Consider the following 16,375-nt stretch of genomic DNA (forward strand, 5'->3'; position numbering starts at 1 on the left):
TGCGAAGGGGAGCTATTTTTGGGCTTCTTCCGTCTGTGCGCTGTTGCGTTTATTACTAGGGAGTCTAAGCAGGCAGTTTGCCGAAAGGCCAAGGCCGGTTAATACACACCAAAGAAGCCGGGTGCTCTCGTGCCCCATGTCGAAAAACTCCGCCACGAGATAAAATACTAAGGCTGGCAATACCAGTATTGCTGTGTATAACAGGAACCTTTTCATTGTGCTTTGACCCTAGCAGTATCGATTCCAGTCAATATGAGTACCGCTTGCACTATATGCGATAGTACATGCCACCATGAGAATTGGTCCGCCAAGACCGCAATAGAATCCACCGAGTACCGCTGCGGTGCCTGCCCCGACATAGCTCTTCCAGCAGGGTCCTGTTAGAAGTGACGGAAAGTTATCGTACTTATCGGCTTCGTCCTGTGGCACAACTTCCGGCGAACCTGTAGATGGATGGAGTAGGAGCGCTTTTCCCTCGAGATTCGTTGCTATTTCTTGCACGGCGACCGTAGGGGTGCTAGCTGCAAGACGCTGCATGTCTTCCATTGGAAAAGCAGAGTACTTATTAAAGTATTCGACTAGCGCTGGAGAATTTTCGATGATGGAAATGTTTTCCTGATACTTACCGGGATCTTTCGCAATCTCTGCTTGTAGATCGAAAGTTTCGTACTCCTCCTGCGCAGCGTCTAGAATTTTCTGTTTCTCACTTTTAGTTTCTGAACTGTTCTGCGAGCATGTCTTGTTCTGATCGACGGGCTGGGCGAGAGAGCTGCTCGAGAAGGCGGGAAGCAATGCGGAGCTAGACGATTGGGCTGCGGCAGTAGTTGGGAGGAATGCGATCAGGCAGGCTGCGCCTGCAGTGATCACTGACTTACCTTTTAGAATGCGCATTTTACTCCTTGTAGTAGGTATGTCAGAGGATCTAATCGCGTAATTTTTGATCCCTATTGGCCTGTTACCAGGTCCAATTTCTGCAGGACAGAGCGATTTCCTGCAACTTGCCTTAACGCTCTGAATGTGAAGTGTACTCCGCGCTGTGGTGGGCAGTAAATCACACCACCTTTACCGATGTTGTAGCACTCGATATCGTCTGAAGTGGGGCCGTTGGGAAGTGGAGCGGCGGCCTGTATGGATGATCTATCTAGTGGCTGGGATGGTGTCGAGGGCAGGGTTGCTGGCCTGGTGAGGTGACGGGGTATGGAGTACATTTTGCTACTTAATCCGACTTATCGGTGTCCTCCCCAGATAACCCTGCTGAATAATTAGGCCCCTTTTGCGCGCCAAAAGAAGAACGCTGCAGCCGGGAATGCCACTGCGGCAAGTCCCCACAGTGGCAGCGCAGCCCCTGCTACCGGCACGGATGTCGCAAGTAGCGGCGACACTCCACCGGCGGTTAAGGCGGCAACGCCGAGCTTGCGGTCCTGTTCCTTTTGATCCATATTGCTCACGTTATTGTCCACAGTGATGTTCACCTTTCCCTATGCACTAGCCGTATATCGGGGTTTTAAAAAAGCGGCTAACCACAGTATGTCGTGGTCACGTATCTTCCGATGCTAGGGAGATTCCACGCGCTAAACAAGGGTTTAGGGGTAATTCTGTGGACTTCGCCGCTCGCAGAGGCGCGATGTTAGTCCCCATATGGGGGTATCGCCGCCCACAACGTTGGGACCCACCCCAACAGCCCGACCGACTAAGCCCACTCCGGGTTCTCTAGATCAACACCACGAGTTTGAGCCACATGCGCAATCGCATCCGCCAACCACTGCGCCAAGCCTTCTTCCTGGCTGTCGTAGTACTTCTTAAAGCGCTCATCACCCACATAGCCTCGTGAGATCAGATAGTGCTTCGCGCGCGATACCGGGAAGAATGCGTTGAGTACTTCACGGTGCTTTTCCACCAATTCAGTAGCTTCAGTGCTGTGGCTTGCCACACCTGCCCGAAGCGCCTGGGCTAGTTGCCCATCAATCGCCTCCATCTGCTTGCTGGTGGATTCCCACTGCGCTGCATCCCACTTCCTCGCGCGTTCCTGGTAAATCCCCCAGTCATCGCTATCGCCATAGCGTTCTTCAGCTTCAGCCTGATATTCCACAAAGTGCGCGTCGCCAATAATCTCAGCGATCTCAGCCAGTTCCAGTTTTTCCTTCTTCATTTCCTTCTCCAAAAGTGTGTCAATTGCCCGCACCATGCCTAGCAGCCGCGCCTGCTGCTCCATCAAGCTTTTCCGCTGCCTGTGCAGGTGCTCTAACGGTGATGAACCATCTACCAACAGCTCCTTAATCTCCGACAGCTTCATGCCAGTGCCGCGGTAAATCAGGATCTGCTGAATGCGCTCTACATCCTCGGGCGTATACAGCCGGTAGTTCGACCAGCTTCTTTCGCTCGGCTCGATCAGCCCTTGGGCTTCCCAATGGTGCAGCATCCGCACTGTGATCTTCAGGCTGCGCGCCACTTCACCGACGGTGTAAAAACTCTCATCGTGATCCATGCGCACCATTGTGATGCCTCACGCAACGTCAGGTGCAAGCCCACAAAAAAGCTTTCGCTCTGCAGGCTCAATTTTGCTTTCCCTGAGACCCGCGCCCCAAGGTCCCCACGCCTGTTGAGGCTCGGCAAGAAGCTGGGGTTTGCCGCGCCTGCTTACTTTTTAGGCGCGAGTAGCCCACGCCCGCACGCGAAAAAGAAGAAGCACCTACGTCGTGGTGTGTGTTCCACGTGGTAGGTGCCCTATGGTGCCCCCAGCAGGATTCGAACCCGCGACCCACCGGGTAGAAGCCGGATGCTCTAATCCACTGAGCTATGGGGGCGTTTCGCCCGCAACATGTTGCGTGCGATTCCGTGGAGATTCTAGCTTAAGCCCGCCGCCGCACTGAATACGCCCAGTTTTATGCAGCTCAGGGGCTTCATGAGGGTACGGAAGGAGAGTTCTTGTGAGCTGGCATATACCCTTGGCCCTATGGCTAGTCAGCAGGATCGTCAAGCGGAGCCCCTTAGTGTGCCAAAGGATCAGCCCCCAACCGGGTCCCCCGAAGCGTCCCCAACAGCGCCGGGAAGCACACCTTCTCCCGGGACGCCCCGGCGGGCTCGAGGCGTATCTAAGGTACGTCCCACCTGGCCGCTCTACCTAGCTTTCTTTGTGGTTGCCGGCCTAGTCGGCACCACCATCGCGTGGGGATTCCTCACCGAATCCCTCGCAGCCCTGGGTATCCCGGACCCCGGTCACCTAACTACCGCGGGCTTGCCTTTCCTGCGCGCCGTCGGCTGGATGTTGGCCGCTTTGGCAGTGGGTAGCTTCTTGACCTCGAGTTTCCTGATCTCCCCGAGACTAGACCCGAAGGCCGCAGAGGCCACCCAACCAGCACAGCCCGACCCCACCGACCAACAAACCCCTCTCGACCCCGAATCCGAGGAAGCCCTCGCCCGCGCCGGCGGGGCAGTGCAGGTAGAAAACCCCGTCACCCGGCATGACCAAATCGGCCTCCGCCGCGCCTACTTAAGCGCCGATGGGCATATCGCCTCACGCACCGGCGCGTATGCCACCTTGGGTTTCGCCCTCGTCGGTTTCATCATGGTGCCACTGGCCTTATCCGATGTCTCCGGCACCCCGTTTTTTGAAACCCTCCAACCCGCCTATTGGGGCACTGCCGTTAGCCAAGTCTCCACCTCTTTAGCCTGGTTCTGGGTGGGCATTATCGCCGGGGTTACCGGCCTACTTGCCCTTGCCACCAACCGCTGGGGCTCCCAACCGCTGTGCCTTCTAGGCTCCATCTTGATGATCGTGCCCCTGGGCATGGAAGGCCACTCCGCCGCTGGTGGTGATCACGACTATGGCACCAACTCCTACCTCTGGCACCTCATCTTCATGGTGCTCTGGGTAGGTGGCCTTATGGCGCTGATCGCCCACGGCCGCCGCCTAGGCCCCGATCTCGCCAAAGGCGTGCAACGCTACTCCGCCATCGCCCTTGTCGCCGTCATCGTCATGACGGTATCCGGCCTGGTGAACGCCGCCATCCGCATCGAATGGGAAGACTGGCTCACCACCGGCTATGGCCTGATCATCACCGCCAAAGCCGTCGGCGTAGTGCTCCTTGCCTTCATGGGCTTCATCCACCGCCAACTCACCATCCCGCGGCTAGAAAAAGAACCCAAACTCTTCCTGCGCGTCGCCATCGTAGAGGTCTTCATGATGGCGATTATCACCGGCATCGCCATTTCCATGGGGCGCACCCCACCGCCACCACCACGGGATCCCAACCTCTCCCAAATGGCCCTGGTTTTAGGCTATGACCTCTATGTTGAGCCCAATATCTACAACGTGTGGACCATGTGGCGCTTCGACATCATGTTTGGCTCCATCGGCATCGCCATGGCTGCGGCCTACCTCTACTGGGTCATCCAACTACGCCGCCGCACCGGCAAAAGCTGGCCCATTAGCCGCACCATCTGGTGGATGCTCGGATGTGTCACCCTCGTGATCACCGTGTGCTCCGGAATCGGGCTGAATATGCCCGCGACCTTCTCCATGCACATGGTCAACCACATGATCTTATCCATGGTCATCCCCGTGTTCTGGGTGCTCGGCACACCGATTAACCTCATGCTCGCCGCCGTTCCCGCCGGCAAACCCGGCCAACCAGGCCTTCGCGAATGGATCCAAGCCGGGCTTGATTCCCCCACCCTGCGTTTCATCATGCACCCGGGCTTTAACACGGTGCAGTTCCTAGTCATCTACTACCTGCTCTACCTCACCCCCTTCTACTCGGTGCTGGTCTCCGAGCACGCCGGCCACCTGGGCATGAACTTCGCCTTCCTCATCTCCGGCTACATGTACTACTGGGAAATGATCGGCCCGGACCCCACCCCAGATCGCCGTTCCGCGGTCTCCCGCCTGGCCTGGCTGGTGTTCTCCATGCCCTTCCACCTCTACTTCGGCGTCTACCTCATGCAGCTCAACACCGTGCTCGCCGAAGATTTCTACTCCACCCTGGGCCTTCCCTGGGCCATCGACCTCCTGCATGACCAAAAGGTTGGCGGCGGTATCGCCTGGGCTTCTGGTTCCTTCCCGCTGGTGGTGGTCTTCGGCACGCTCTTCCGCCAGTGGCTCAGTGAAGACCGCGTCAAGGAACGCAAACACGATGAACAAGTCGCCGCCCAAGGCGATGTTGATGATGAGATGGAAGCCTATAACCGCATGCTTGCCCAAATGAACGCCGGCGAGTACCCGCAAAACTAACCCTCCCACCCCTAGCAGAGCTTCCCCCGAGACCCGCCTCCCGCAGGCGGGTTTCTTTTCTTTCTGTGGATAAATACTCCTGCTTGCCACACCTATCCACAGTCCACCCGAGTAGCCCGCATAGGGCCTTCTTCTTTCCAGCCAGCTATGCCAGCCTTCGAGCTGAAGACCAACTGAACTACGGAAAGGAACTCGCACACATCATGCGACAGCTACCCATCACCATCACCGGCAACCTCACCAATGACCCCACCTTGCGCAGAGTCAACCGCGAAGCCGAAATCGCCCGCTTCCGGGTCGCCAGCAACCGCACCTTCCGCGAAGACAATGAATGGCGCCAAGTCGATAACCTCTTCGTGGATGTCGAATGCTGGAACCAACTAGCCGCCAATGTGAAGCTCTCACTTCATAAAGGCGACCCTGTGCATGTCACCGGCACCCTGGTCACCACCGAATGGATTGATGACAATGGCGAACGCCAACAAAAAATCATCCTCAAAGCGCACTCCGTGGGCTTCATGCTCAACCGCCATCTCGTCAGTGCCGCCAAGGCCTCCTACTATCACAGCCCCGGGGAACCAAAGATCCCAACGCCTTATGGCAACCCCTATAACCCGGATCGCTTCGATGAGGTCATCGTGGGCCGCGAAGTGCTCTCCGCACATGATCCACGCGCCCAAGAATTCTTAGAAGAAGAGGATAAGAAACCACCACGCGCCCTCGAAACCCCAGAAGAACCCACCCCGGGAACAGAAGAACAGGAGCCAGAGCCGGCGGAAGATATCACCGTCAGCATCGCAGCAAACCCCGTGCCAGCCTTCTAAAAGGCGGTATTCCCCCTTGATTGAGCGCTGCTAAGGTAGCCTACCTAGTGACTCAAGTAGAAAACACAAGAAACCAAGGGGAATAATGGGCGAATTCATCTACACGATGAAGAACGTACGCAAGGCCATCGGCGATAAGGTCATTTTGGACAATGTCACCATGGCCTTCTACCCGGGCGCCAAGATCGGCGTGGTTGGCCCCAATGGCGCAGGTAAGTCCTCGATCCTCAAGATCATGGCTGGCCTGGACCAACCCTCCAATGGTGAGGCCTTCTTAGATCCCGGTGCCACCGTCGGCATCCTGCTGCAGGAACCGCCGCTGAACGAGGAAAAGACCGTTCGCGAGAACGTCGAAGAAGGCCTCGGCGAGATCTTCGAAAAGAAGCAACGCTATGAAGCCATCGCCGAAGAGATGGCCACCAACTACACCGACGAACTCATGGAAGAAATGGGCAAGCTCCAAGAAGAGCTTGACCACGCTGATGCCTGGGAAGTCGACTCCAAGATCGAGCAGGCACTCGAAGCGCTGCGCTGCCCGCCCGGCGATGAACCCGTCACCCACCTCTCCGGTGGTGAACGCCGCCGCGTGGCCCTAGCCAAGCTGCTGCTTTCCGAACCGGACCTGCTCCTGCTTGACGAGCCCACCAACCACCTGGATGCCGAATCCGTGCTCTGGTTGGAAAAGCACCTCAAGGACTACAAGGGTGCCGTCCTAGCCGTTACCCACGACCGTTACTTCCTCGACCACGTAGCCGGCTGGATCTGCGAAGTCGACCGCGGCAAGCTCTACCCCTACGAAGGCAACTACTCCACCTACCTGGAGAAGAAAGCCGAACGTTTGGAAGTCGCCGGCAAGAAGGACGCCAAGCTCCAAAAACGCCTCAAGGATGAACTCGCCTGGGTGCGTTCCGGTGCCAAGGCCCGCCAGGCCAAGAACAAGGCCCGTTTGCAGCGCTACGAAGAAATGGCTGCTGAGGCAGAGAAGTACAAGAAGCTAGACTTCGAAGAAATCCAGATCCCCACCCCGCCACGGCTGGGCAATAAGGTTGTGGAAGTCGATAACCTCTGCAAGGGCTTCGATGGCCGCATCCTCATTAAGGATCTCTCCTTCACCCTCCCGCGCAACGGCATCGTCGGTGTGATCGGCCCTAATGGTGTGGGTAAGTCCACGCTCTTTAAGACCATCGTTGGTCTCGAAGAACCAGATTCCGGCACCGTCACCGTTGGTGACACCGTGCAGCTGTCCTATGTGGACCAGGGCCGCGAAAATATTGATCCGGAAAAGACCGTCTGGGAAGTTGTCTCCGATGGCCTGGACTATATCCACGTTGGCCAAAACGAGATGCCCTCTCGCGCCTACCTTTCCGCCTTCGGCTTTAAGGGTGCTGACCAGCAAAAACCCGCCAAGGTGCTCTCCGGTGGTGAGCGTAACCGCCTGAACCTAGCGCTTACCCTCAAGCAGGGTGGCAACCTGATCCTGCTCGATGAGCCCACCAACGACCTTGATGTGGAAACCCTCGGCTCCCTGGAAAATGCTTTGCAGCAATTCCCGGGTTGTGCTGTGGTCATCTCCCACGACCGCTGGTTCCTCGACCGCACCTGTACCCACATCCTCGCCTGGGAAGGCAATGTGGAAGAAGGCCAGTGGTTCTGGTTCGAAGGCAACTTCGAGCAGTACGAAAAGAACAAGGTGGAACGCCTTGGTGCGGAAGCAGCCCGCCCCTCGCGTGTGACCCACCGCAAGCTGAGCCGCTAAAACATTCTTTAGCGCCTACTCCCCGCCAGTTGGTTTTACTGGTGGGGAGTTTTCTTTTCCGCCAAGGTGTGTGGGGTGTCTACTCGCGCCAAAAAAATCGTGGCGCGGCATGCCTTTACCCCATGGAAACCTGTGCGGGGCGCGCCGGGTGTGGGGGAGCGTGGGGCTCGGAAAAGCGCCTTATCTATTGGCCCCTGAAAGTCCGGTCATTTAGGTAGCTAATTGTGGCATATTCCCCTATGTTGAGGGAGGTATGTTTAAAATCACTGTCATGAGTGTGGTTGAGCTGACACACTGGGGTGTTGGGTGCCTTCGTTGGTGCTGTGCTGAGGTTGCGAGGCGACTGAAGCTGCTCAAGGACCACAGAAACTGAGAAAGAGGTGCAGGTACTTATGCGCATTGGTATCCCGAAGGAAGTTATGGATAGCGAGGATCGCGTTGCGCTTAGCCCCAATGGAGCCTCAACGTTGGTCGGTGACGGCCATGAGGTGTTGGTGGAAAAAGGCGCGGGTGTTTCTTCTTCTTTTAGCGACCAGGAATATGCCGACGTGGGCGCCACCTTGGTGGAGAAAGCCGAGGATGTGTGGTCGCAGGCGGAGATGATCCTGAAGGTGAAGGAACCGCTGCCGGAGGAATATGGGTACCTGCGTGAAGATCTGCTGCTCTTTACTTATTTGCACCTGGCGGCCTCAGAAGACCTGACCGAAGCGTTGTTGAAGTCGGGGACTACAGCCTTGGCTTATGAGACGGTCACTGATCCCAAGGGGCCGGGGTTGCCGCTATTGACGCCGATGAGTCAGGTGGCTGGGCGTTTGGCTGTGCAAGAAGGCGCGCACCACTTGATGAGCCCGCAGGGTGGCCGTGGCGTGTTGTTGGCAGGTGTGCCAGGCACTGCACCAGCACGCGTGGTGGTCTTAGGCGGTGGCCAGGTGGGGGCTTCGGCTGTGGCCATGGCGCAGGGTCTGCGTGCTGAGGTTACCGTGATGGATCTGGATCCGACGGTGCTGCAGCGTTATGACGACCTGTATAAGGGCAATGTGCGCACCATCTTGTCGGATCCTTCCACCATTGAAAGTGAGCTGATCAACGCTGACCTGGTGATTGGTGCGGTGTTGGTGGCTGGTGCGAAGGCGCCGAAGCTGGTGCCGGAATCTTTAGTCGCGAAGATGAAGAAGGGTGCTGTGCTGGTCGATGTGGCTATTGACCAGGGCGGTTGCTTCGAGAATTCGCGCAAAACCTCGCATAAGGAACCCGTGTTTAAGGTGTATGACACCTTGTTCTACTGCGTGCCGAATATGCCCGGTGCGGTGGCGAATACCTCTACCCGTGCCCTGGCTTCCGCGACGCTGCCTTATGTGCGTGCCATTGCCGCTGGTGGGGTAGAAGAAGCCTGCGAGCGTTTCCCGGGCCTGGTGGATGGCATTATGACCCAAAGCGGGAAGCTGGTGTCCAAGCCGGTGCGGGAGGCTTTCCCGGAGTTGGCTGAAGCGCATAGCTAAGTGCGTGGCTTAGGTGTGTGTGCTCCGGCGCTCGAGGCGCCTGTGCGCATGAGTGATTCCTAAGCGAAGTTTCTGAGCACCCCAATGGTGTGGTTGCGTGCAGCTGCCCGTGGGGTGCTTTGTGCTTTATTGGTTCGTAGGGCGACGGTTCGTTGGGGATAAAAATTTTTTGAGCACCCGGGGTGTGTGGGGGAAGGCGGCTAAAGTGTGCGGCTAGCTGCGATGATTTCCTTTAGGAAGCTACTTATGTCGACAGCTTTGCGGACACGGGTACACTGACTTCCTATGACTGGGAACACACATCAGGCTTTGCATACCACTTTCATTCCGGTGCGCTGGTCGGATTTCGACCGCTATGGTCACCTTCATAACGCCTACTATGTGGAGATCGCCCAGGAAGCGCGCCTGCAATTCGCGCAACGTGAATTCGGCACCCATGGGCATGAGATCCCCGCGGTATTCGTCCGCCACCTAGACATTGACTACCTACGCCCGCTGCTACCGGACACCGAACAAATCCAGGTGAGCACGCAGGTCGTAGAGATCGGCACCACCTCCTTTACTACCCGCCAGGAACTACGCGACCGCGAGGGCCGCGTATGCGCGGTAGTGGAGTGCGTGCAGGTAGCAGTGGACGTGGCAACCTCGCGTCCGCGGGAGATTGAGCCGCATGAACTGAAAGTCTTGACTAGTGTGGGCACTCATAACGCGGATGATTCCGTTAGCCCAGATTTCAGTCAGGAACCTTTAGATGACGACGAATAGGATTCCCGATACTTTCCGTATCACCCAGGGTGCTCATGGCCTGATGGCGGTTGCCTTAAGAGTCCAGCACCTTAACTCCGCCGCCCTGGCACGGGTAGCGGATCTGGGCAATGGATCCTGCGATGTTTTCTTCACCACCCCGTTTGGTGTGACGGTGGCTCGCCGGGTGCGTGGCACAGTGTCCCGCGATGGGGTGGTGATTCCGATTATGGAACTCATCGAAGGGCTCAAAGCAGAAGAAGCTGAAGGTGCTGGCGGCGCTGCGCCTGAGGGCACTGCGGTGGATGCCTGTGAGCTGAGTTTCCACTCTCATGATGGCGCCTGGCCAGGGGCCTTACCGCCGCTTTCGGCTTTCCAACTACTTGATGAAATCCCTGCTGCGGATGCTTTGCGTTTAGCTGATGAAGGCCGCGCCTTGGCACGACAGTTTTCTGGGCCTTTAGGACCACCGGCTAGTTTGTTGGACCAAGAGGTTATCCATGTGACCTCTGTGGATGGCACGAAGGATTGTGCCATCCCCATGCGCAGTATTTTTGCTTGCGCTGCGCTATCTTTCATTCCGCCTTTAGGGGCGAAGCTACCGGCGTCGATTCCGCGCACGTTGAGGGTATCTGTGGCCGGTAGGTGGGTGCGCATTGATGCACCTTTTGGCAGTGTTTACCGCAATGAGGGGCTGCCGCTACTCAGCCTCTAGGGGCTGCGGGTACCGAGCGCGGGGATTATTGGTAGCGGTTGATGAGCATATAGGCGACGCGCTCCATATGCATCCAAATGGCTTCGCGATGCGCCGGATCAAGATCTTCAAGCTCGTCTAAAGATTCGCTCATCAAATCCAACCAGCGCTGCGCGGCAGCACCATCAACAGGGAACTGCGCATGCCGCATCCTTAACGCCGGGTGGCCGCGTTGCTCATTGAAGGTTTGGGGCCCACCCCAGTATTGGGCGAGGAACCAGCGCAGGCGATCTTCGGCACCTTCCCAATCGTCATGCGGGTACATGGGGCCGATGATGTCGTCATTGCGGACGCGTTGATAAAAACCGTGCACCATTTTGCGGAAGGTTTCTTCGCCACCAATGGCGTCATACATGCTGTCCATAACTTGGGCCTCGTGATCTATCGGCGACAATAAGCGTGTTGTGCTTAAGGATACGGCGGGCGTGCAGCGCCACGCGCCCCGGGGGAAGGAAAAGACAGTTAGTTTTCAGCCCCGGCGCTGTGCTGGCTAATCCCAATTCCATGCGGGTAGGGGGTAGCAATCCCGGCATCATTCATGGCCTTTAAGATGCGGGCATAAAGCTCACGCTGCAAGGCCCATTGTTGGCCAGGCAGGGTGCGTACCGAGACGCGGTAGGACTGATAATCTGGATGGAATTCGGTGACCCCATTAAGCACCGGCTCACCCATAATCGCCGGAGAGAAGTTCTTATCTGCACACACGTTAGTTGCGGCAGTGCGGATAACTTCGGTGACCTTTTCAGGATCATTGGCCAGCCCAACTGGGATCTGGACCCGGGCAATGGAGTAATCCGCAGAGAGGTTGCCGACCCTTTCGATCTCACCATTGCGCACGTACCAAATAGCGCCATCGATATCGCGCAGGGTAGTAAGCCTCAATGTGACTTCTTCGACGTCACCAACAATCCCATTGCCTACGTCGATGGTGTCGCCGACCCCATATTGGTCTTCTAAGAGCATGAAGATGCCGGAGAGGAAATCCTTCACCAGGCTTTGGGCACCAAAACCGATGGCCACACCAACCACACCGGCTGAGGCAATAATCGGGGTGACATTAACCCCCAGGGCAGAAAGAATCGCCAACCCAGCCCACACCCACACAATGATGGCAACCGCGGACTTACTGACCGCTGCCAAGGTAGTGATGCGGGATTGGCGGCGTTGCTCCCTGGAATCCGCCATAGCTTTGGCGCGCGCATCATCTTCAATCTTTTGTGCCTCGGTGCGCACCACTCCACCAATGATGGGCAGCTCGGTGACCTTCTTCTTCAAGTTCAGGTGGTGACGGGCGAATTTATTAATCAGCCGCACCAAAATCCAGTGCACGAGGAAGGCAACCACCAAGGTGATGCCAATGGCAATGGGTTTATCCACCAGCCATTCACGAGCGACCATGGAGTCCGGTAAGAGCGTCTGATTGCTTGCTAAAAGATATGTAATAGCCATAGGTCGCCCATCATAACTAGGGCTTGGAATACAGGGCTGCCTAAGATGGCCCTCATGGCCTCTATCGCCGATGGCAATAAACGCACCGCCTCTTTAACGGACCGTGCTTTCTTCGAGCACCTCTTAAGGCACGGTTCCAGTTCACGCTCGGCAACTGCTTCCGCCATCGGGATTTCACGGCCCACCGCAACCGAAGCGGTGAACCGGCTGTTAGAAAGACAACTCATCCGTGAAGCCGGCACCGTATCCACCAACCGCGGTCCAGCAGCTATTGGCTATGAGATCAACCCGGATGCCGGGCATTCCTGTGCTTTAAGCATCGAAGCTGAACAGATGCGCTTAAGTTGTTGGAGTTTAAGTGGGCATAACCTCTTCAACCTGGTCGAGCCACTTCAACCCAATACCCCACAGGACCAACCGGATACCACCACTGATGAGCAGGAAGATTCTGCTGAACCTGCATCACCGGCAGCGTCCCGCCGCGAATCCATCCACGCGCTTTTAGAGGTCTATCGAGAAACCGTCACCACCCCGTGCTTAGGGGCTGCGGTATCGCTTACTGAACGCACCCAAGCAACTGATGAACTTCATGCTCTTTTCCCCGGGGACATCCCCATCCTGGTGGATCACAACGTGAATTGGGCCGCAATTGCGGAACAACACCACGGCCAAGCAGCTGGTATTGATGATGCACTCTTGGTGCACGTGGGCCACCGCGTGGATGTCGCGTTGATTCTTAATGGGCATTTACATCGCGGCAGTTCGGGGATGGCCGGGGAATTAGGGTTTACCCGCAATACCGGCCAGACCTTAATGCAGCGGCTTAATCGCCTGGCCACCCCACAACGCCCAGATACCGGGCTGCTTGATCCGGTGGCCTTAAAAGAGGCGCTATGTAGCAATAGCCCGGTGGCCTATGGGTTATTACGCATCCTGGCTGAAGCCATTGCCAATGTGTGTGTGACTGTGGATCCGGCCTTGTTGATTCTTACCGGGCCCTTGGCGGATGCGCTCAACCCCAGGCTTTTCGACATGCTCCTCGATGTACTGCTCTTACCGGATATTGAAATGTGCTGCTCAGCCTTGGGGGAAGGTGGACCGCACCTGGGTGCAGAGGAATTAGCGCACCGCGCGGCCTTAGCGAATCTGTGGGCTGGGCCTGGGGAAGTGGCCGAAGTCTGCAAGTCAGTGCTCTAAAGAGGATTTGCTCCACATGGGGCTCTGGACCCGACATGGACCTCTACGCCCCATAGGGGCTCTGTGCGTTGCGCCCAACTCAAGCGGCTATAAAAGAGGTAACACCCTAAAAACCTAGCCCGCTTACCCTGACACCCCCTCTTCTTCCCTTTCTGACTCAACCCGCACTTTGTCTAGATCGCGATCTATGCCTTCCTTAAAAATTTTTTCCACCATGGCCAGCGCCGCTAGCGCCAAGGTCATCAACAACTACTCCACCAGCTTCTCCCTAGCCACGAGACTGCTGGATTCACGCACCCGCAAAGACATCCAACACCTCTACGCGGTGGTGCGCATCGCCGATGAAATCGTTGACGGTGCCGGCCAAGACGCTGGGCTAAGCCACGAAGAAATCGCCGCCACCTTGGATGAGTATGAACGCCAGGTGCTCGCGGCACCGAAGAAAAATTTTCATACCGACCCCATCTTGCACGCCTATGGGCACACCGCCCGCGAATGCGGTTTTAAGGAAGAACACCTCAAGGACTTCTTCGCCGCCATGCGGGCCGACCTGCACCACCAAAGCTATAACGCGAAGGAATTACAGGACTATATCCATGGCTCCGCGGAAGTCATCGGATTATTGTGCCTCGATATTTTCCTACGTAATGAAACCCGTACTGAAGCCGAGCGCGCCGAATTGGAAGCCGGGGCAGTGGCCCTCGGTTCTGCTTTCCAAAAGATCAACTTCTTGCGCGATATGGCCGCGGATCGCCAACGCTTAGGCCGCGACTATTACCCCGGGCTAGATGCTGAAGGGCGCCGCGAATTAATCCACAGCATCCGCGGGGAACTCGATCGCGCACGAGCTGCCATGCCGCTTTTGCCGCCGGCACCGCGGCGTGGCGTGGGGGTGGCCTGCGCCCTTTTCGCCGAAATTTTAGACAAACTGGTAGAAGACCCGGGTACCACTACCCGGGTGCGGGTCCCGAACCTACAAAAAATATTGATTGTGGTCCAAGAGCTATCGCCTCGACGTTAAAGGGAGAACCAAGCATGAAAGTGGTCATTATCGGTGCCGGTATTAGCGGACTTGCTACCGCCGGCCTCCTTGCCCGAGATGGCCACGAGGTCACCGTCCTAGAAAAGAACCCGCAGGTAGGTGGCCGCGCCGGGTTCATTGAAGACGCCGGTTTTCGCTTCGATACCGGACCCAGCTGGTACCTCATGCCCGAGGCTTTCGAGCATTTCTACCAAGCCATGGGTACCAGCGTGGAAGAAGAACTGAAGCTCGTGGACCTAGGCGGCTACCGCGTCTACTCCGGGGATCACGAACCCTTAGATATTCGTACCGGTGAGGTGCCGCTGCTTTTCGAGAGCTTGGAAAAAGGGGCCGGGAAGAAACTCAAGCGCTATCTTTCGCGCTCCGCGAAGATCTATCAGCTAGCGTTGCGCCGCTTCCTTTACACCAGCTACACCAGCCCAAGGCCCTTCTTGCACTTCGATGTGCTTGGTCACGCCGTGCTTTTAGGGAGGCTTCTGGCCGGGAACCTATGGAAGCTGGTCAGCTCCACGGTGAAAGACCAGCGGCTGCGCCAAATCCTGGCGTACCCAGCAGTATTTCTTTCCACCAGGCCTAAAAACACCCCGGCGCTTTATCAATTGATGAGCCACACGGATCTCACCGAGGGCGTGAAATACCCCATGGGTGGGTTCTGGGCTTTCGTGCAATCCTTACAGCACCTGGCTGAAGACCACGGCGCCACGATCCTTACCAACACCCCGGTAAGCGCCATTGAGGTCGATAGCTTCAATGTGGTGAGCGGGGTGCGCGCCGGGTTCGGCAAAAACACTCAGCATTTCGATGCTGATGTGGTGGTGTCCTGTGCAGACCTACACCACTGCGAGAATTCACTTTTACCGAAGAAGCTGCGCACCTACCCGGAACAATATTTTTCCCGCCGCGACCCTGGGATTGGGGCTGTGGTGGTGATGGCAGGGGTGAAAGGAAAGATCCCGGAGCTTGCGCACCACACTCTGATCTTTAGTGAGGAGTGGACCCAGGATTTCGATGCCTGCTTCGATGGCCTTCAACCGGGGTATTCCTCCTCGATCTATATTTCCAAGATCTCTGAAACTGATCCGCAGGCTGCACCTGAAGGCCATGAGAATCTTTTTATCCTCATCCCCACGGTGGCCGATGCCAGCATCGGGCATGGCGATGTGCACCATGAGCAGTGCTCGCCGAAGGTAGAAGAGATCGTGGATGCCACCATCAGCGCCGTGGAAAAGCGCCTGGGTATCAGCCTCGATATTGTGACCCGCAAGGTGTTGGGCCCCACAGACTATGCGGAGCAATTCCATGCCTGGTGCGGTGGGGCACTTGGCCCGGCTCATACCTTGAGGCAATCGGCTTTTATGCGGGCGAAGAATGCCTCGAAGAAGGTAGCCGGTTTGTACTATGCCGGGGCCACCACCATCCCTGGTGTGGGTGTGCCGATGTGTTTAATTTCCGCGGAATTAGCGCGTGAAAGGGTGCACCAGTTCTTGGAAAAACCCGAGCCGCACCCGGCTTTCCAGCGTGGGTTTAAGCAGATTGCTGCGGATGTGCGCCCCAATGCGCAGCAGTTGGCACAAAGTATTTCCGAAAGCGCTTCGGCCAGGTTTGCTCAAGCTAGCGATGCTTATCAGCGTGCTAAAGATGGGGAAGTTAAAGAACAGCTGGCGAAGGCCGCTGAAGATGCCAAGCAACGCATCCAGGAGTTCGCCACCCAGGAGGATCCCAAGACCGATAAGCCGAATGTGAAGCGTTTCTTGAGGCGTGCTGCGCAGCGCGCGGTCCGCCGGGGCTTAAAACGTCAGGGCGGTCAAGGACCAAAACAACAAGGCCCAGCGCAACCGCGCACAGAAACCCCTACTCGGGAAGAAAACTAACCAGGCGCG

General features: G+C 56.9%; 14 protein-coding genes and 1 tRNA gene. 9 read left to right on the top strand and 6 right to left on the bottom strand.

What is annotated here, in order from left to right; genetic code table 11:
- Positions 1 to 228 precede the first annotated feature (228 nt).
- The 4 genes from BMZ01_RS02025 to BMZ01_RS02040 form a co-directional block, all read right to left on the bottom strand.
- Entirely contained in the window at positions 229 to 891 is a 663-nt protein-coding gene (locus BMZ01_RS02025; protein WP_092283926.1) for a hypothetical protein, read from the bottom strand.
- A gap of 371 nt (positions 892 to 1,262) precedes the next feature.
- Positions 1,263 to 1,460 (bottom strand): hypothetical protein, encoded by a 198-nt coding sequence (locus BMZ01_RS02030; protein ID WP_092283928.1) that lies wholly within the window; start codon positions 1,458 to 1,460, stop codon positions 1,263 to 1,265.
- A 230-nt stretch (positions 1,461 to 1,690) separates the two neighbouring features.
- A complete protein-coding gene (locus tag BMZ01_RS02035) occupies positions 1,691 to 2,485 on the bottom strand; it encodes a MerR family transcriptional regulator (RefSeq protein ID WP_092284218.1) in 795 nt (264 codons plus the stop codon).
- Positions 2,486 to 2,727: 242 nt separating this feature from the next.
- Positions 2,728 to 2,804: transfer RNA gene (locus BMZ01_RS02040), tRNA-Arg, on the bottom strand.
- A 149-nt stretch (positions 2,805 to 2,953) separates the two neighbouring features.
- On the opposite strand from BMZ01_RS02040, the gene BMZ01_RS11285 reads away from it, so the two are divergent.
- The 6 genes from BMZ01_RS11285 to BMZ01_RS02070 all read left to right on the top strand — a co-directional run bounded on the left by BMZ01_RS11285 (position 2,954) and on the right by BMZ01_RS02070 (position 10,768).
- The gene (locus BMZ01_RS11285; protein ID WP_223845992.1) at positions 2,954 to 5,230 is read left to right on the top strand and encodes a cytochrome c oxidase assembly protein; all 2,277 of its coding nucleotides are present in this window, start codon (positions 2,954 to 2,956) and stop codon (positions 5,228 to 5,230) included.
- Positions 5,231 to 5,433: 203 nt separating this feature from the next.
- Entirely contained in the window at positions 5,434 to 6,054 is a 621-nt protein-coding gene (locus BMZ01_RS02050; protein WP_092283929.1) for a single-stranded DNA-binding protein, read from the top strand.
- 85 nt (positions 6,055 to 6,139) lie between these two features.
- Positions 6,140 to 7,810 carry an energy-dependent translational throttle protein EttA gene (ettA, locus tag BMZ01_RS02055; protein WP_092283931.1) on the top strand — a complete coding sequence of 557 codons (1,671 nt, stop codon included), beginning with the start codon at positions 6,140 to 6,142 and terminating at the stop codon, positions 7,808 to 7,810.
- 392 nt (positions 7,811 to 8,202) lie between these two features.
- Positions 8,203 to 9,309 carry an alanine dehydrogenase gene (ald, locus tag BMZ01_RS02060; RefSeq protein ID WP_092283933.1) on the top strand — a complete coding sequence of 369 codons (1,107 nt, stop codon included), beginning with the start codon at positions 8,203 to 8,205 and terminating at the stop codon, positions 9,307 to 9,309.
- A 285-nt stretch (positions 9,310 to 9,594) separates the two neighbouring features.
- The gene (locus BMZ01_RS02065; RefSeq protein WP_092283935.1) at positions 9,595 to 10,074 is read left to right on the top strand and encodes an acyl-CoA thioesterase; all 480 of its coding nucleotides are present in this window, start codon (positions 9,595 to 9,597) and stop codon (positions 10,072 to 10,074) included.
- Positions 10,061 to 10,768: a DUF8185 domain-containing protein gene (locus tag BMZ01_RS02070; RefSeq protein ID WP_092283937.1), complete on the top strand. Its 708-nt coding sequence runs from the start codon at positions 10,061 to 10,063 to the stop codon at positions 10,766 to 10,768. Before BMZ01_RS02065 ends, BMZ01_RS02070 begins: the two co-directional genes overlap by 14 nt.
- 25 nt (positions 10,769 to 10,793) lie before the next feature.
- On the opposite strand, the gene BMZ01_RS02075 is transcribed toward BMZ01_RS02070, so the two are convergent.
- On the bottom strand, positions 10,794 to 11,171 hold the full coding sequence (locus BMZ01_RS02075; protein WP_092283939.1) for a globin: 378 nt from the start codon (positions 11,169 to 11,171) through the stop codon (positions 10,794 to 10,796).
- A 98-nt stretch (positions 11,172 to 11,269) separates the two neighbouring features.
- Complete coding sequence (locus BMZ01_RS02080; RefSeq protein WP_092283941.1) at positions 11,270 to 12,256, bottom strand: mechanosensitive ion channel family protein; 987 nt, start codon at positions 12,254 to 12,256, stop codon at positions 11,270 to 11,272.
- A 54-nt stretch (positions 12,257 to 12,310) separates the two neighbouring features.
- Between BMZ01_RS02080 and BMZ01_RS02085 the strand changes: the two genes are divergently transcribed.
- The 3 genes from BMZ01_RS02085 to crtI all read left to right on the top strand — a co-directional run bounded on the left by BMZ01_RS02085 (position 12,311) and on the right by crtI (position 16,366).
- On the top strand, positions 12,311 to 13,453 hold the full coding sequence (locus BMZ01_RS02085; RefSeq protein ID WP_177180017.1) for an ROK family protein: 1,143 nt from the start codon (positions 12,311 to 12,313) through the stop codon (positions 13,451 to 13,453).
- Positions 13,454 to 13,667: 214 nt separating this feature from the next.
- Positions 13,668 to 14,474 (top strand): phytoene/squalene synthase family protein, encoded by an 807-nt coding sequence (locus tag BMZ01_RS02090; protein WP_244887555.1) that lies wholly within the window; start codon positions 13,668 to 13,670, stop codon positions 14,472 to 14,474.
- Positions 14,475 to 14,488: 14 nt separating this feature from the next.
- On the top strand, positions 14,489 to 16,366 hold the full coding sequence (crtI, locus tag BMZ01_RS02095; protein WP_092283947.1) for a phytoene desaturase family protein: 1,878 nt from the start codon (positions 14,489 to 14,491) through the stop codon (positions 16,364 to 16,366).
- Positions 16,367 to 16,375 lie beyond the last annotated feature (9 nt).

The sequence above is a fragment of the Corynebacterium spheniscorum genome, from assembly GCF_900113445.1.
Lineage (GTDB): Bacteria > Actinomycetota > Actinomycetes > Mycobacteriales > Mycobacteriaceae > Corynebacterium > Corynebacterium spheniscorum.

Excerpts from the sequence above, each read along its gene's own strand:
- BMZ01_RS02070 (WP_092283937.1), top strand. The coding sequence starts at position 10,061 with ATGACGACGAATAGGATTCCCGATACTTTCCGTATCACCCAGGGTGCT.
- BMZ01_RS02080 (WP_092283941.1), bottom strand. The coding sequence starts at position 12,256 with ATGGCTATTACATATCTTTTAGCAAGCAATCAGACGCTCTTACCGGAC.
- ald (WP_092283933.1), top strand. The coding sequence starts at position 8,203 with ATGCGCATTGGTATCCCGAAGGAAGTTATGGATAGCGAGGATCGCGTT.
- crtI (WP_092283947.1), top strand. The coding sequence starts at position 14,489 with ATGAAAGTGGTCATTATCGGTGCCGGTATTAGCGGACTTGCTACCGCC.
- ettA (WP_092283931.1), top strand. The coding sequence starts at position 6,140 with ATGGGCGAATTCATCTACACGATGAAGAACGTACGCAAGGCCATCGGC.
- BMZ01_RS02025 (WP_092283926.1), bottom strand. The coding sequence starts at position 891 with ATGCGCATTCTAAAAGGTAAGTCAGTGATCACTGCAGGCGCAGCCTGC.
- BMZ01_RS02090 (WP_244887555.1), top strand. The coding sequence starts at position 13,668 with ATGGCCAGCGCCGCTAGCGCCAAGGTCATCAACAACTACTCCACCAGC.
- BMZ01_RS02075 (WP_092283939.1), bottom strand. The coding sequence starts at position 11,171 with ATGGACAGCATGTATGACGCCATTGGTGGCGAAGAAACCTTCCGCAAA.
- BMZ01_RS02050 (WP_092283929.1), top strand. The coding sequence starts at position 5,434 with ATGCGACAGCTACCCATCACCATCACCGGCAACCTCACCAATGACCCC.
- BMZ01_RS02035 (WP_092284218.1), bottom strand. The coding sequence starts at position 2,485 with ATGGATCACGATGAGAGTTTTTACACCGTCGGTGAAGTGGCGCGCAGC.
- BMZ01_RS02065 (WP_092283935.1), top strand. The coding sequence starts at position 9,595 with ATGACTGGGAACACACATCAGGCTTTGCATACCACTTTCATTCCGGTG.
- BMZ01_RS11285 (WP_223845992.1), top strand. The coding sequence starts at position 2,954 with ATGGCTAGTCAGCAGGATCGTCAAGCGGAGCCCCTTAGTGTGCCAAAG.
- BMZ01_RS02085 (WP_177180017.1), top strand. The coding sequence starts at position 12,311 with ATGGCCTCTATCGCCGATGGCAATAAACGCACCGCCTCTTTAACGGAC.